The sequence below is a fragment of the Dysgonomonas sp. PF1-14 genome (assembly GCF_029892965.1).
GTDB lineage: Bacteria > Bacteroidota > Bacteroidia > Bacteroidales > Dysgonomonadaceae > Dysgonomonas.
The window spans coordinates 22,622-38,697 of the sequence record NZ_JARXWN010000018.1 but is presented as its reverse complement, the minus strand read 5'-3'; the positions used below and the strand labels follow the sequence as shown (position 1 = coordinate 38,697).

Annotated in this window: 11 protein-coding genes; all 11 read left to right on the top strand. The window is 34.2% G+C overall.

Going from position 1 to position 16,076, the window contains the following annotated elements:
• The first annotated feature begins 209 nt into the window (after positions 1–209).
• The gene (glf, locus tag M2448_RS17250; RefSeq protein ID WP_280647389.1) at positions 210–1,316 is read left to right on the top strand and encodes a UDP-galactopyranose mutase; all 1,107 of its coding nucleotides are present in this window, start codon (positions 210–212) and stop codon (positions 1,314–1,316) included.
• Entirely contained in the window at positions 1,313–2,767 is a 1,455-nt protein-coding gene (locus M2448_RS17245; protein WP_280647388.1) for a glycosyltransferase family A protein, read from the top strand. The genes glf and M2448_RS17245 overlap by 4 nt, the downstream gene beginning before the upstream one ends.
• Before the next feature lie 117 nt (positions 2,768–2,884).
• On the top strand, positions 2,885–3,163 hold the full coding sequence (locus M2448_RS17240; protein ID WP_280647387.1) for a hypothetical protein: 279 nt from the start codon (positions 2,885–2,887) through the stop codon (positions 3,161–3,163).
• 1 nt (position 3,164) lies between these two features.
• Positions 3,165–3,932 carry a lanthionine synthetase LanC family protein gene (locus M2448_RS17235; protein WP_280647386.1) on the top strand — a complete coding sequence of 256 codons (768 nt, stop codon included), beginning with the start codon at positions 3,165–3,167 and terminating at the stop codon, positions 3,930–3,932.
• A 90-nt stretch (positions 3,933–4,022) separates the two neighbouring features.
• Positions 4,023–4,307, top strand: a complete 285-nt coding sequence (locus tag M2448_RS17230) for a TIGR04149 family rSAM-modified RiPP (protein WP_280647385.1) — start codon at positions 4,023–4,025, stop codon at positions 4,305–4,307.
• Positions 4,308–4,565: 258 nt separating this feature from the next.
• Positions 4,566–5,795: a hypothetical protein gene (locus M2448_RS17225; protein ID WP_280647384.1), complete on the top strand. Its 1,230-nt coding sequence runs from the start codon at positions 4,566–4,568 to the stop codon at positions 5,793–5,795.
• A gap of 49 nt (positions 5,796–5,844) precedes the next feature.
• Positions 5,845–7,104, top strand: a complete 1,260-nt coding sequence (locus tag M2448_RS17220; protein WP_280647383.1) for a radical SAM peptide maturase — start codon at positions 5,845–5,847, stop codon at positions 7,102–7,104.
• Between the two features lie 2 nt (positions 7,105–7,106).
• On the top strand, positions 7,107–8,360 hold the full coding sequence (locus tag M2448_RS17215) for a TIGR04150 pseudo-rSAM protein (RefSeq protein ID WP_280647382.1): 1,254 nt from the start codon (positions 7,107–7,109) through the stop codon (positions 8,358–8,360).
• Between the two features lie 26 nt (positions 8,361–8,386).
• Positions 8,387–10,600, top strand: a complete 2,214-nt coding sequence (locus tag M2448_RS17210; RefSeq protein ID WP_280647381.1) for a peptidase domain-containing ABC transporter — start codon at positions 8,387–8,389, stop codon at positions 10,598–10,600.
• A 9-nt stretch (positions 10,601–10,609) separates the two neighbouring features.
• On the top strand, positions 10,610–11,947 hold the full coding sequence (locus tag M2448_RS17205) for an HlyD family efflux transporter periplasmic adaptor subunit (RefSeq protein ID WP_280647380.1): 1,338 nt from the start codon (positions 10,610–10,612) through the stop codon (positions 11,945–11,947).
• Positions 11,948–13,064: 1,117 nt separating this feature from the next.
• Positions 13,065–16,070, top strand: coding sequence for a T9SS type A sorting domain-containing protein (locus M2448_RS17200; protein WP_280647379.1), 3,006 nt, complete (start codon positions 13,065–13,067; stop codon positions 16,068–16,070).
• The last annotated feature ends 6 nt before the right edge of the window (positions 16,071–16,076 follow it).

The window sequence follows — 16,076 nt, the reverse complement described above, 5'->3', positions numbered from 1 at the left end:
ATGACTTTTTTTATATTAATAAAAATGTTAAGTCGATGATTTTGTTAGCGTTAACAAATAACGGATATAACTTTTTCCCCATGAAACTCAATTTGCCTCTAGTGTCTGAATGACAAAAAGTGTTTAAATGTCCTCCTTTATTGTTCAAATGTCCTCCTTAAATGTTAAATAAAGACCTAAGTTTACAAACCACGAATCTACATAAAAGCATGAAAAATAAATATGATTACCTTCTGGTTGGGGCAGGACTCTTTAATGCAATTTTTGCAAGAGAAGCTTCTTTGGATGGAAAACGCTGTCTGGTTGTAGAAAAACGATCTCATATTGGGGGAAATCTATATTGTGAGAATATAGAAGGTATTAACGTCCATGTATATGGACCTCATATTTTTCATACATCTAACGAGTCTGTCTGGGAATATATGCGTTCCTTATGTAATTTCAATCATTTTGTTTATACCCCAATCGCTAACTACAAAGGAGAAATATATAATCTCCCTTTTAACATGAATACATTTTATCAATTATGGGGGACTAAAACCCCTAAAGAAGCCTTATCTAAAATAGAATCTCAACAACTACAAGTATCTTATCCGGAGAATTTAGAAGAACAGGCCTTATCTTTGGTTGGTACAGATATCTATCATAAACTAATAAAAGGCTATACGGAAAAGCAATGGGGTAAAGACTCCAAAGACCTTCCTGCATTTATTATCAGAAGATTACCTTTTCGGTTTACATATAACAATAATTATTACAATGACATATATCAGGGTATACCAATAGGAGGTTATAATCCTATTTTCGAAAAATGCTTTGCAAAAGCTGATGTATTAATAAATACAGATTTTTTATCGCATAGAGAATTAACAAATAAAGCTAAGGTTACTATTTATACAGGAGCAATAGACCGGTATTTCGATTATTGTTTTGGACAGTTGGAATACCGCTCTTTACGTTTTGAGATGGAAACTTTAGAGATAGAGAATTATCAGGGTAATGCTGCGGTTAATTATACTGACAGGGAAACTCCATACACCAGAATTATAGAATCTAAGCACTTTGAATTTGGTAAACAGCCAAATACAGTTATCACAAAAGAATTTCCTGCCCCTTGGAAAGATGATGGAGAACCATTTTATCCTGTCAATACGACTGAAAATAATAAACGGTACGAGCAATATAAAAAAAAGGCAGAACAAAGTAAAGATGTCTATTTTGCGGGTCGTTTGGGTGCTTATAAATATTATAATATGGATGAAATTATCCAAGAGGCAATTATATTATACAATCACATTAAACATCTAAGCTTATGAATGGTTTTTCAGTCATCATGCCAACGTATAATCAATCTGCTTATATACGGCGCGCTATACAAAGTTTATTCTCTCAAACATATCAGCAATGGGAATTGATTATTATTAATGACGGATGTACAGATAATACAGAAATTTATATACAAGATTATTTATCAGACAATCGTATTAGCTATATAAAGAATGAACGAAATAAAGGATTAGGGTTTGCTTTGAATCAAGGGTTGGATATGGCTAAATATGAATACATTGCTTATCTACCCTCAGACGATTTTTATTATAAAGATCATTTAGATATCGTAAAGAAAGCATTAGATGAATCCAATGATAGAATATTGGTTTATGCAGCAGCAGATTCAGAAGTGGAAAACTCAATTCAGAGTATAAAACGCACAACAACACAAGGTCTTTTTGATATGCGTTGTTTACAGCTGGTGCAAACGGCTCATAAAAAAACAGAAGATAGATGGATTACACGTTCAGAATTAGTCACTGATGACTTATTTCTGTTGTTTTGGCATAAATTAGTTTCTAAAGGTATATTTTATCATATCGATAAAATAACTTCAAACTGGACTATCCATTCATATCAACATCATGTTATATTGAATGAAGAATATGGAGGACATTTCAACTATTACAGGCAGTATTACAATGTTGAAGAACCTTTGAGAGTCCGAGTTTCTGATTCTAAATTTATTGATGAGGTTGAATCGTATAAGGATTTTCGAAAACCACCTGTCTATCAAAAAGATGGTTTGAAAATTCTTTTAGTTGGAGAACTGTCCTACCATCCCGAACGAATATATTCTTTGGAAAAAGAAGGGCATCGTCTATTTGGTTTGTGGATGGAGCGGCCTACATTTTTTATAAATAACGTAGGACACCTTCCTTTTGGGCATGTTGAAGACATTTCTTTAGAAAATTGGGAAAATGAAATTCAAAAAATAAAACCTGATATTATTTATGGTTTGTTAAATTTTGGAGCTATTCCTATAGCTTATGATGTAATAAGAAAATTTCCGGATATACCATTCATTTGGCATTATAAGGAAAGTCCATTTATTACTCAAGCAAATGGTACCTGGAATAAGCTTATTGAATTATACCGTTTAGCTGATGGGAAAATTTATCTCAATCCTGAGTGCGAAACTTGGTATAACCAATTTATACCCACAACAACAGGATTAACATATATATTGGATGGAGATTTGCCTAAAGGAGATTGTTTTACAAATGATTTTTATCCTAAATTATCCGCAATAGATGGAGATATTCACACTGTCTTACCTGGTCGGAATATCGGTTTGGGGTTAGATGGAGTAGAATATCTAGCCAAACAAAGAATTCATCTTCATATTTACGAATCGAATCCTAGCCAAAGATCATTTGCATACAATGCTTTAAAAATAGCTCCCAAATTTGTACATCATCATAATCATTGCTCATAAGAGCATTGGACTAAAGAATTCTCACAGTATGACGCAGGCTGGTTACATTGTTTTGAAAGTAGGAACAACGGCGAATTTGCTCTTTTAACATGGGATGATCTAAATATGCCTGCCCGGATGAGTGTACTGGCTGCAGGGGGCATACCTATGATACAAAAGAATAATGATGGGCATATAGTTGCAACTCAATCTTACCTTCAGAAAATGAATGTTGGAATATTTTTTAAGCATTATGAGGACCTAGCTGGTCAGTTATATGATAAAATACAAATGGAAAAATTACAGAATAATATATTATCTAATAGGCTTTCTTTCAGTTTCGATTTCCATGTAAAAGATTTAATTGATTTTTTCCGTAGAGTTATCGCTTTTAAGCAATCACACAAAAATGAGTAATATGAGTAACACCAGAATTTTACAAGAAATAGCAAATACTATTAGTATCACGGTTCAATGCATACCATCCAATAGTTTATTAACAGGGAGAATGGGAGTAACTATATTTTTATATCAGTATGCTCGATATTCAAACAACTCTCAATATGAGGCATTAGCTGAATCGCTATTGGATAAGATTTACAGCCAGGTAAATGATGATGCATCAATGTTTTTTGCTGAAGGATTACCTGGTATTGGATGGGGATTAAATTATTTGGTACAGGAACAGTATGTAGTTGCAGAAAGTGATTTATTCGACGATATAGATGATGCGGTACGCGAAATAACAACAAAACAGTTTTTAGAAGATTTGGACGAAAAAATCCCATTGTTTTCAAAAGGACTTTATTTTACAGCTAGAGGCTTGAAGGAAGATTTATCAAATACTTTATATGAATTGGAAACGTTTCTTCCATCTGTTCCTATAGAAACACTGCCTCATATTTATAAAAATTCTATTGTTTTTTTTCTCACACAGTTAATCAAGATTGGACATGTGGATGATCAAGAGAGATGCCGGTTGTTATTAAAGAAATTTCCAAATCATAAGAATACATATCTAAATTGGGAGAATTTAATTTATTGTAAAAAAAGACAAACTATTACAGATGGCGAAGAGGAAATTATTTGTTTGGAAACAAATGAAATAATAAAAAATATTCACTATCAAGCATTAGGCTTACATAAAGGATTAGCTGGATTTGGTACATTATTCTATATTAAATAGTATAAAGGCATTGTCTGATACAGAACTAAAAAATGCTGGATGCCGAAAAAGCGATTTACATAGAGTAGGCAATAATTAAAACTAATTGTTATGAAAAAACTAAAAAAGCTAAAACTGAATTCTTTAGCGTTAAAAAGTTTAACTGACATTGAGATGAATGAGCTCAAAGGCGGTTATAGTATTTGTGGGTGTGGGTGTCATTATTCCTCTTCTGGGGGATCAGCCTCAGCAGTTAATATGTGTACCAATGGTTCTTATGGAAAGACTAGTTATGGTGGATATAATGATTGGATATCCAGTGACGTAAAATGGCGTTATGTTAGTCCAGGAGTAATAGAAATTATTTCTGCTTCGGCGATGGGTAGATATAAATAACCTGTACGACATGGGGGTGTTGCTGGGAGAGTATTTCTTTGATAAGAAATAATCCTTAGTACACCCTCATTATAACAATATTGATAATAATTTGCTGTGTTTATATTCATTAACATCTATATAAAACTCGAATACTAGGGAACAGGTTCCATAGGTTGAAAAGTCAAAAGACAAATCCATTGGCGTTGATGACGTTTAAAAACAGTGATTTTCTTTCCCTAACAGAAAATTATCCGAAAACTTGAAAAACAAAATTATATGAGTAAAAATAGTATTTACATCATTTTCTTTATTTTAGTTTCATGTTCATATTCCCCAAAACAAGAAAATATTCCTCAAAGTGAGAAAAAATATCTATCTCTATTTTGTGATGATATTGATGCCTATATAATTCCTGCAAGATATGAATATGGATATTTTTATATTCCCTTGACATATTTGGATGAGAATGATAATATTATAGGAACATCAAAAAATGATTTTTTCCTTGATAGTGGAGCAAAAACATTTTTAATAGATTCTTTGCAGGCTGCGAACGATCAATTACCCATCACAACAGGTAAACAAATTCTATTACAAACACCAGAGAGAATGCTTAAGGCGTATGAAGGAATAATTGATCCGGATAAACCTTTAAAAGTGAAAATTCATAATGATACTATCTTGATAGAAAAATGTATTCTTACTCATGGTTTGAATATTTTACCTATGAACCTTCTTTCTAAAAAGAAGATCATAAATGTAAATGATAAAGAAAAGTATATTGCATTACTAGACAGTTTACAATATCCACAAAATACATTAGAGTATAAAAAAGGTGGATTTAACAATATACCATCTGCGATCATTTCTTTCAAGATACATACAAAGGATACTACTGTTAATGTTTCTGGCTTATTTGGTTTTGATCTTGGTTTTCAGGCAGGAATAATGCTTAATAGTAAATTTATCGAAAAGCATAAATATTTACCATATGATAAAACTATTGCTACTGATGGAGAAAACGCAAATGTGTTGTATTCGGTAATTTCTTTAGAGGGAGTAACTGTAAACTGGGGAGATATTGACTCTACAAATATGAGTGTATATTTTTCTGAAAATTTGAATCTTGATGGGTTGCTTGGGATGGATTTTTTTTCTGAATACAATATTGCGTTTGATGAAAGATCTTCAACTTTTCATTATTATCAATTACCAAAAGATACTGTCCCTCATTTAAAAAATAATCCATATGATAAATGGGGTATAACTCTATATCTAAAACGAAACAAGCAAAATAAAGATAGTGTCGATCATATCTATGTGAAACAACTTATTGAAAAACGAGAGGGATATATAAAAAATGTGAGACCTATTGATAAAGTAATTGAAATTGATAGAAAGCCAATTGATTATAAGTTGGATGCAGATGATATTACATTGTTATTTAAACAGGCTCAATGTTTGACAATAAAGAAAGCAGATGGTACATTAATTATCTTAGAATAACTAACTCAAATTAAGGAAAAACATTATAGGTTCCAAACTAAAGAATGAGATGAATAAAACTATAACATATTTGAAAGCGAGAGATGTTGAAATAGCTTTAGCTAATACACCTCAAATAACATTTGAAGTTACTGATGCTTGTAATCTTAAATGTACTTATTGTGCATATGGAGATATTTATTCTGATTATGATGAAAGAAAGAATAATGTTCTGTCTACTCAAAAAGCTATTACTTTTCTGGATTACTTAAAAAGACTTTGGGAGTCTCCCCTTAATAAATCCTACAAGAAAGATATTTATGTTAGCTTTTATGGAGGAGAACCTCTATTAAATATGCACTTTATAGAAAAAATTGTTGATTATATCAACAATGAGTTAAATTGTAGAACAAGAGTTTTCACTTTTTCGATAACGACAAATGCTACTTTGCTTAATAAGTACATGGATTATCTGGTTCAGAAAAATTTTAATCTTTTAATAAGTCTAGACGGAGATGAAGCTGGAACTGCATACCGTATTGATTTGGCTGGCCATCCTGCTTTCAAGAAAATAACAGATAATGTGAATCTTTTAAGAGAGAAATATCCCGAATATTTTGAACAAAAGGTAAATTTCAGCTCAGTTTTGCATAACCTCAATTCTGTAGAAGGTATTTATACATTTTTTAAAAATAAGTATAACAAAAATCCTATTATTAGCGAATTAAATGATATGGGGGTCCGTCGCGAAATGAAAGTACAATTTTTAAATATATATAATAACTCTGCTGAAAGCCTACGCCTATCAAAGCATTCGAAAAAAATAGAAGAAGATATGTTTATGAAATCGGGAGCATATTATTCAGCGTCCATTTTTCTTCAGCAATATAATGAATTTGTCTACAAAGACTATAATGAATTACTCCTAGGGCGTAAAAGGTCATATATAATTCCTACTGGTACATGTATTCCTTTTGGGAGAAAAGTGTATGTGACAGTTAATGGAAAAATATTACCATGTGAACGTGTAGATCATAAATTTGCACTTGGTCAATTATCAGATAACAGTACAAATATTGACTTTGAATATATCGCTAAAAAATATAATAATTATTATAAAAAATTGGATACACAATGTAAATCATGTTACAATAAACAGGCATGTTCTCAATGTATTTTTTACATACCTGATATAGACCAGAATAAAGTAGCATGCCATAGATTTATGTCAAAAGAAGTATATGAAGAATATAGGAATAATCAACTTGCTTTTTTTGCAAATCATCCAGATGCTTATTATAAAATCATGACTGAAGTAATCGTTAAATGAATATGAAAAACTCAAATAAAAAGTATAAGTTTTACTTATTTCCTCACATCTATTATGCCAAAAGCAAGAGTAATTTATTCTTACTTTACAACACTAAAACCGGGCTATGTATTGAATCAGAATCATCTGTATGCCTAGAGGTAATTGAACGTATGTATGTTCCAGCTAATTTGGGAATAGCAGAATTAAATAACAATGAAATTCAGGAAAAATCACTTTCCTCTTTTATTAAAAGAGTCATTGAATATGAGTTTGGTAATCTAATAGAACAAAATGAGCTAGGCTCTGATACCATGTTCGTTAATTTTATACCTATATTAAATTTACAAAAGGATATTGAACGTTTAAAGGTAGAAGGAAAATTCACAATAGGTGAGGATCTTCTAACTTACATTAATGAACTTAATATCTATGTAAATAATTCTTGTGAATTAGAGTGTCCTAATTGTGATATATACTATAAACAAACCAAATCATGTTATAAAACAACCTCAATAAATAATTTGAGTATTGATTTAATAAGGGCCCTGTTCGAAAACCTGAAATACTCTCTATTGAAAAAAATAAATATCATGGGTGGAGATATTTCGAAATACAATGATCTCAAGAGATTGTTACAGTTGATAGATGAATATAAATTTGATTTTGAATTTCATATATGGGCTCATTATCAGAATTTCAGTAAAAATGAATTCTTCTTATCTGATAACACTAATTTAATAAATGATATTATAGTTTCTTTTCCTATAGAAAAAGAATTCGAGGACTTCCTGATAAATAATGAGACAAATAATATATTTCACTTTTTAATAGAAAATGAATCTCAATATAGAGAAATAGAGAAAAGATTTTCTCATTTAAATCAATATGATATTGTTCCTATATATACAGGGAATAATAAATTGTTTTTTCAAGAATATATATGTATGGAAAAAGAAGATATTTTAGCGAATATCATTTCTTTCAGAACTATATTTTGTAATCAAAAATTAAATTCAAACAACTTTGGAAAGTTATATTTATTTCCTGATGGAACCGTAAAATCGAATATGAATACAGACGCTATTGGTAACCTTAATAGTATTACATTACTTGAAATTATATATAATGAATTAGATAAAAATACAGCATGGCGAAAGATTAGGGATAATGAGCCATGTAACAACTGTGTATTCCAATATTTATGTCCTCCCCCATCAAATTATGAATTTGTTATGAATAAAAATAATTTGTGTAATCTCAAAACCATTTTTTAGATTGATTATAGGTAAATTAATTATGTATGGTTAAGTTTTCTTTCCCTTCATACCAGCAATTAGATGCTATGGACTGTGGTCCAACATGCTTACGCATGATAGCAAAGTATTATGGGCGGAGCTTCAGTATTCAATGCCTGCGTGAAAAAAGTTTTATTACACGCGAAGGTGTCTCAATGTTAGGTATTAGTGATGCAGCAGAGTCAATAGGCTTTCGTACTAATGGTGTTAAGATTACATTCGAACAACTCGTTACTGAAAAGCCATTGCCTTGTATCCTTCATTGGAACCAAAATCATTTTGTGGTATGCTATAATATACGTAAAATAAAGAATGGTGAATATGAAGTAAAAATATCTGATCCGGTTGGTGAAAAGTATACATTGAATAAATCTGAATTTCTAAAGTGCTGGATCAGTTCACGTTTGGCCGGAGAAGATACGGGTTCAGCCTTATTATTAGAACCTTCTCCCTATTTTTATACACAAGATAATGGTTTTGATGATTCTGATAAGAATCTTAGTTATTTTCTTCGATATTTGAAGCCGTATAAATCGCAGATCATACAGCTGGTAATCGGATTGCTGGTTGGTAGTATTTTATCTTTAATACTGCCATTCCTGACTCAAGCTGTAGTAGACCAAGGGATTGGTAATAGTAATTTGAATTTTATTACCTTAATACTTATTGCTCAACTGGTATTGTTTATTACCCAATTATCCGTAGAATTTATACGTAATTGGATAACACTTCATGTTAATACCCGCATAAGTATATCCCTTATATCAGATTTTTTAGCCAAGCTTATGCGGCTACCAATTCGTTTCTTCGATACAAAGAATGTCGGAGATATAATGCAACGTATTGGAGATAACAATCGAATTGAATCGTTTTTAACTGGTTCTACATTAATGACTCTATTTTCCTTTGTTAATTTTATCATTTTCGCTATTATTTTAGCCTATTATAATCTGGTAATATTAGCGATATTCTTATTGGGCAATATCCTATACATTATTTGGATATTGTTATTCCTTCGTTATAGGCGTAAACTGGATATGGCACGCTTCTCTCAGGCTTCTGCTGAGCAAAGTAACTTAGTCCAGATTGTAACAGGCATGCAGGAAATAAAGCTCAACAACTCTGAGAAACAACAACGTTGGAAATGGGAACGCATACAAGTCAAACTATTTAAAATAAGTATTAAAGGGCTTGCGTTAGGGCAATATCAGCAAATTGGTGCTGTTTTTTTTACTCAAACAACTTCCCTATTTATATCATTCATCGCTGCCCGTTCAGTTACTGAGGGAGATATGACGTTGGGAATGATGATGGCTGTCAGTTATATTATTGGACAGTTATCAGGCCCTATAGGGCAGGTAATAGGGTTTGTTCAGGCAGCTCAAGATGCAAAAATCAGCCTTGAACGCCTTAATGAAATCCATAATAAGGAGGATGAGGAACAAACAATAGAATCAAAGATTAATGAACTTCCTTCAAATAAGTCCATCCATATTGAAGATTTATATTTTAGTTATGATGGTGCAGATAGAAACTATGTTTTAGATGGTATCAATTTAACCATACCAGAGAACAAAGTTACAGCTATAGTTGGAACCAGTGGTAGTGGAAAAACAACATTGATAAAGCTATTATTAGCCTTTTATGAACCTAACAAAGGAAATATAAAAATAAAGGATATACCTATTGATGATATTAACCCTCATTTATGGAGACAGAAATCCGGAGCTGTAATGCAGGATGGTTTTATTTTTTCTGATACTATTGCTAATAATATTGCTGTCGGGGAAGACTATGTAGATAAACAACGCTTAATTCGTTCGGTAGAAGTTGCCAATATTAAAGAGTTTATTGAATTGTTACCTCTTAAATATAACACCAAAATAGGTATGGAAGGAAATGGAATCAGTCAAGGGCAACGTCAGCGCTTGCTAATTGCCCGTGCAGTTTATAAAAATCCTGAATTTCTATTTTTCGATGAAGCAACAAACGCATTGGATGCCAATAACGAAAAGATAATATTAGATAATCTGAATAACTTTTATAAAGGGAAAACCGTTATTATAGTCGCCCATCGCTTAAGCACGGTTCAAAGTGCAGATAACATCGTTGTTATGGATAAGGGTAAAATAATAGAAGAAGGTTCGCACAAAGAGTTGACTGATAAAAAAGGAGCCTACTATACTTTGGTAAAGAATCAACTGGAATTAGGAATGTAGACGATTTATATGAGTAAGATAGACGAGAAAATAGATATTGATAAGCAAATAGAACTTCGTAGTGAAGAATTTCAGGAAATAATGGGAAGTATCCCTTCATGGATATTACGAAGGGGCATTACTATTATAGCCTTAATTGTTCTTATTGTTCTTATAGGCAGTGCTATATTTAAGTATCCGGATATAATAACCACTTCAATGACACTTACCGGTTCTATGCCAGCTACAGCTTTGGTTTCCCGTACTTCTGGTAAAATACAGGAATTAAGTATCATAGATATGCAAGAAGTAGAACAAGGAGACTTTTTGGCAGTAATAGAAAATTCTGCAAATACAAAGGATATACAAATATTAAAACAATATATAGAACAACTGAACCAAAATATAGATACTATCATAAGTCTTCCTTCTAAAGACTTAAAACTTGGGCCAATACAATCTTTATATTCCAGTTTTTATATTACTCTTTTTGATTATCACGAATTTAAACGATTACAATATTATCCCAAAAAGATTGATTTTATGAAAGAGAAGATCAATCAATATCAGGACTACTATAAAAACATGATAGTTCAAAAGAACATCAGCAAAGAACAACTTTATCTCAAAAAAAATCAATACCAAAGGGATTCTCTTCTTTATAAACGAGGTGTTATCTCTTCTGAAGATTTGGAAATTTCACTCAATCAATATTTACAGGGCTCTCTATCTTTAGAAAATATCCATTCATCCATTCAGAATACGGAAATTCAGGTTAGCCAGATGCAAGAGAACCTGTTGGATACTGAATTTCAATATCAGGATAAGAAGAACCAGTTAGAAACACAGATAAAGACTTATATTTCACAATTACTTTCAGAGATCCAAGCATGGGAATTAAATTATGCACTTATAACACCAATAGATGGCCAAGTTACTTTTACTAATTATTGGGTAAAGAATCAAAATATAACAGCAGGAGAAATAGTATTTACTGTTATTCCTCATGACAATAATGAGATTATTGGGAAAGCTCAAATGCCTTTGGCTAGATCGGGAAAAGTAAAAGTAGGACAAAAAGTAAATATCAGATTTACAAGTTTTCCAGATAATGAATACGGTATTATTAAAGGGAAAGTAAAAAGTATATCAATGGTTCCTACTAAAGATGCCGAAGGAATTAATTATTATACAGTAGAAATTGAATTACCTGATGGATTAAGAACTACTTATAACAGGGAACTTCCTTATTTGCCTGAAATACAGGCTCAGGCAGATATTGTAACAGATGATATATCCCTGTTAGGGCGTTTCTTTATGCCATTGCGTAAAATCTGGACAGAAGGAATAAATTCAGAGGCTGAATGAAAAGAGAATGTATCAATGTTGAAATGAAAAATGAAGCAGTAATACTAGCAAAAGATATTTTTTTCGTATCTTTGGAATATTATCAATCCTATGTATTCTATAGCAAAATACTGCTAAATATTAGTGGGCAAAATCGTGGGACTAACTTCTTGAAAATACACTGAATCGTTGATTCACGAACGGATTCGCTAAATTTTGGCGAATCTTAGTGAGACAACTTTTTTAAAATAAATCAGCTAATATTCAATGTATTAGTTGATTTTTTTATATATACTATATCTCCCTTTTTTTATTTCGGGTATCTTCTTGTTATTCATTGTTTTTGAAGAATAAATTCCATCTGGTTATGATAAACGGGTACCCCGACTCCATATTTTTCATTCAGTCAGTTGCGGATTACAAGGCGTAGAATTTTACCCCTGGCGTCAAAAAAGAATCTTTCTCCATAACGAATAGATATAATATACAGAGAATACAGCAGGCATAACCGTCCTAACAAACTCCGTGCCCTAATTAGTTAAATATTAACATATAACCATACTCTAATCATTCATATTACTTTTTTTAAGTAATAAATTATTTATAGTATTATATATCATTGTATTAACTATTATCGAATATGACTTTTTTATTATCTCAATACAACCTTTACAGCACGCCGTAAATCTCCGTTTTTCACCTCATATGTATAAAAAATCAATATTTTTTATTTTTCGAATCAAACTAATTGATTGATTATAATCTGATTGTATTTTTTTTATTTCAAGTAAAACTCATATGAAAAAAATAAGTCTTGCGGGGAGTAAATAAACCATCTAAGTTTGCTTCGATATAAAACAAAGACAAATTACATTTTCATTTTCATTTCACACAATTAAGCTAAGGTAAAGACAACTTTAAACCAATTTATCTATCTAATCCATCTAAAAAGTATCGCCTATGATAACATTATACGCATCGACTACATAAAATAAATATTATTTTATTCTATTCTATTCACAGCTGGCAACCAGTAATCCTTTTTCGGATTCCTTTCATATGTTAATCACTGAATTAATATATGGCTTAGGTATTTATATCCATAAACCTATAACTTAAACAATAAAAACCATTCCCTATGAAACAGCGACTCATTCAGCTCCTATTTCTGTTGTGCATAACAACGGGGATATCAGCCCAAGCCGTATCCCCGGGCGGAGTAACCTCTCCCGAGATTTGGTTCAAGACCGCCCCGCAAAGTAAAGACCTGAACGGTTACTACCTCTGGAAAGACTTTAGCGGCGATTCCACCAAGCTCCGGTACTACGATGCGCGCGGCCCACTTTACGGGACCGAATATATCCTTGCTCGTGCCGCAGTGCGACATTACAACTTCAACCCCGCCATCGACTTAAGTGAGATAGCCGGCAACAAACAATTCCTTATCAACAAGACGAACCTTTCCCAGATGACCATTATCTCAGTCTGGGGACCCGATTACGGCGACTTCAATCAGGACATGTACCTCTATACCCTGAATACACGTCCGGGACAAGGCTATATCTTCACCAAAGACAAAGTCCTCAACGCCAAGGAGAGTGATAAATCCATCTTCGACTACGGTAAAGAGTCCGGTAGTGATCTGCTGTACCAATCGACAGACGTAGAACCGAATATCACCAAATTCCGCGAACGCGCCTTACGTGTTGTTTCTCATTACAGGGCATTACAACCTAATACTTCCCTGTGGGGCGAAAAAGAAAAGTCTACCATCAAGATCAGCGATATCTATTACCCAGCCTTAGCCGGTAATAACTCCACCTACAACATCGCTGACCTTAACAACCGCGCCTTCTGGGGCTATACGCCTGAATTTATTATATACAACCGCATCCTAACCCCGCTGGAAAGGCGCAAAGCCGAGACCTATCTGGCCATCAAGTACGGCTTTACCCTCGACCTGTCCTATATCGGTAGCCAGAACCAGCTTCTCTGGGATCTGGATGAAAACAGTGGTTACAATAGCCGCGTCACCGGATACGGGCGTGATGATCTGAGTGGCATGTATCAGAAAAAAGCACTCACCTCTCACGAAGAAAGCCCCTACTTCAGTGATCTGGCCGCACACGACTCCTACGACCTGAACATCTCCTATAACCTGCCGAGCCGTTACCGTCATCTGGTAATAGGACGTCAGCCTGCCAGTCCAGTCAAAGATGGGCAGTACATTCTGTTTGGCGATAACGACGGCACCATTAAGACTGCTTCAGAATCCGGCGTTAACGGCATCAAACTTATGTCGCGCCACTGGCTGCTTAACACGAATATGCTCCCAGCCACAGAACAAGAGAAAACACTCGAATGGAACATACAAAACCTTGAAGTATATACCGAAGGTTTTACCACCAAAGCCACTAAAGCCGGCACATCCACCGATCAGAGTGGATCCTTGGTCACCAAAACACCGTTGCTCGATAAGGACGGCTATTTCTCATGGACTATCAGTAGCACACGTCGTGGTCCGTTGACCATCAAATTCGGTACAAACAATCCCGAAGCGTCAGAAGGAAGCCATGACTATGGCTATTACATCAACCAGGCCGGACTGGTATATAAGATCATACAAGGCAAACAACAGGCAGCCGCCATTGCCACAGTAGTTATAAATCAGAAAATAGAAGTACACAAAGAAAATAATACCCTGTACCTGCGTTTCAACAATTACCGGATCCCTCTTTTCGATATAGAGATAGATTCTGCCGATGCAGAAAAAATCTATTACGGCAGCATCATGATCGATAAGTACAATCAGGAAGATATCGCTCTGACCGACATCCGTCACGGTGGTTTTGCCGATACAGGTAATCAGATCGAACTGGGCTACTTGGGAGCCGGAAGGGATGAGTTCCTTCCTTACCGTTCGGGTGGCAAAAGTTACCTTGTTATCGACCGTAGCGGGACAGGTGACTTCTCCTCACCCCAGACAGAATACATCCCTGCCGATGAAGTTGATGAGACCCGCTATAAAATCATTTTCAACAATATCTTCTGGGATAAGGACGGTAACGGAAAAGACATGTTCACCTTCGGTTACCGCCAGAGCAACTTGATCGCCGTTACCACACAAAAAGACCCCGGCTGTGTAGACGGCGTATTACAACAAAACGGACAGATAAATGTGAAAATAAAGCAAGGCTTTAAAGCTTTCAGCTACCTGCTGATAAACAAAGACACCAAAGAAGAACAAGAAGGCATCTTCTTCGAAGACTCCCTCAGCATAAAGAATCTGGCGGCAGGCACCTACGACCTGTCTCTTGCCGAAATGGGCGGTTTCAACCTGTACCCGAAACAAAGCGGGGATTACGCCAATAAAGCCGTCAGCAGCATCTACTTTAACTCCGTAACCAATGCCTATCTGGAATGGACTGTTTCTGAAAATACCGAAGCCAAAGCCGGTATGAAAACATCAGCTACCCTGATAAATACAGCAAGTGCGGCGGTCGTAGATTACGGGCTTTGCGTCAGGGATGGACAACTATATCGTGTTCATAAAAATACAGTTATGGAAACTTCACTGGGCAAGGTTATACCCGGTGACCGTCTTCGTGTAGAACGTGTAGCTACAAAGATATACTATAAGCTCAATGATGCGGAAGTCTATTCGATAGACCTGCCGGCAGAAGACCGTCTTGCATATAATTATGCGATGGCCGAAGTCATATCCGGAGGTATATATAATCTCAAATTCAACCGCATGGCAACTACTGCTACATGGCTGACCTCAGACAATCTGGTGTTGGAAAAATCATCAGGTGACAGTATGCTGCAAACCATTACCCTGAGTCCCGATTGCGATTCCCAGCCTGTAACTACACCGGTTACAGAAATAACTGACCAGAATAGCAGGCTCACTGTTCATAGCGAAACAGGCACCTACACCATCAAGACCAGCTTGCAACTGGATACAGCCGAAGCCGTAACTTTCATTGCTTACGACCTGTCGGGCAACCCGATATCCAAAGCCAGCCTTTCAGCGGCCGAAGCTAAGCAGGAAGCCGAGCTGAATGTCGGACGAAATGGTCTTTACATTATCAAAGCCATTACCGCTAACGGAGAATATACACAGAAAGCCATTGTACAATAACTAAAA

Coding starts and splice junctions, on each gene's coding strand:
- M2448_RS17210 (WP_280647381.1), top strand. CDS start 8,387: ATGGTTAAGTTTTCTTTCCCTTCATACCAGCAATTAGATGCTATGGAC.
- M2448_RS17230 (WP_280647385.1), top strand. CDS start 4,023: ATGAAAAAACTAAAAAAGCTAAAACTGAATTCTTTAGCGTTAAAAAGT.
- M2448_RS17205 (WP_280647380.1), top strand. CDS start 10,610: ATGAGTAAGATAGACGAGAAAATAGATATTGATAAGCAAATAGAACTT.
- glf (WP_280647389.1), top strand. CDS start 210: ATGAAAAATAAATATGATTACCTTCTGGTTGGGGCAGGACTCTTTAAT.
- M2448_RS17220 (WP_280647383.1), top strand. CDS start 5,845: ATGAATAAAACTATAACATATTTGAAAGCGAGAGATGTTGAAATAGCT.
- M2448_RS17215 (WP_280647382.1), top strand. CDS start 7,107: ATGAAAAACTCAAATAAAAAGTATAAGTTTTACTTATTTCCTCACATC.
- M2448_RS17200 (WP_280647379.1), top strand. CDS start 13,065: ATGAAACAGCGACTCATTCAGCTCCTATTTCTGTTGTGCATAACAACG.
- M2448_RS17235 (WP_280647386.1), top strand. CDS start 3,165: ATGAGTAACACCAGAATTTTACAAGAAATAGCAAATACTATTAGTATC.
- M2448_RS17240 (WP_280647387.1), top strand. CDS start 2,885: ATGAGTGTACTGGCTGCAGGGGGCATACCTATGATACAAAAGAATAAT.
- M2448_RS17225 (WP_280647384.1), top strand. CDS start 4,566: ATGAGTAAAAATAGTATTTACATCATTTTCTTTATTTTAGTTTCATGT.
- M2448_RS17245 (WP_280647388.1), top strand. CDS start 1,313: ATGAATGGTTTTTCAGTCATCATGCCAACGTATAATCAATCTGCTTAT.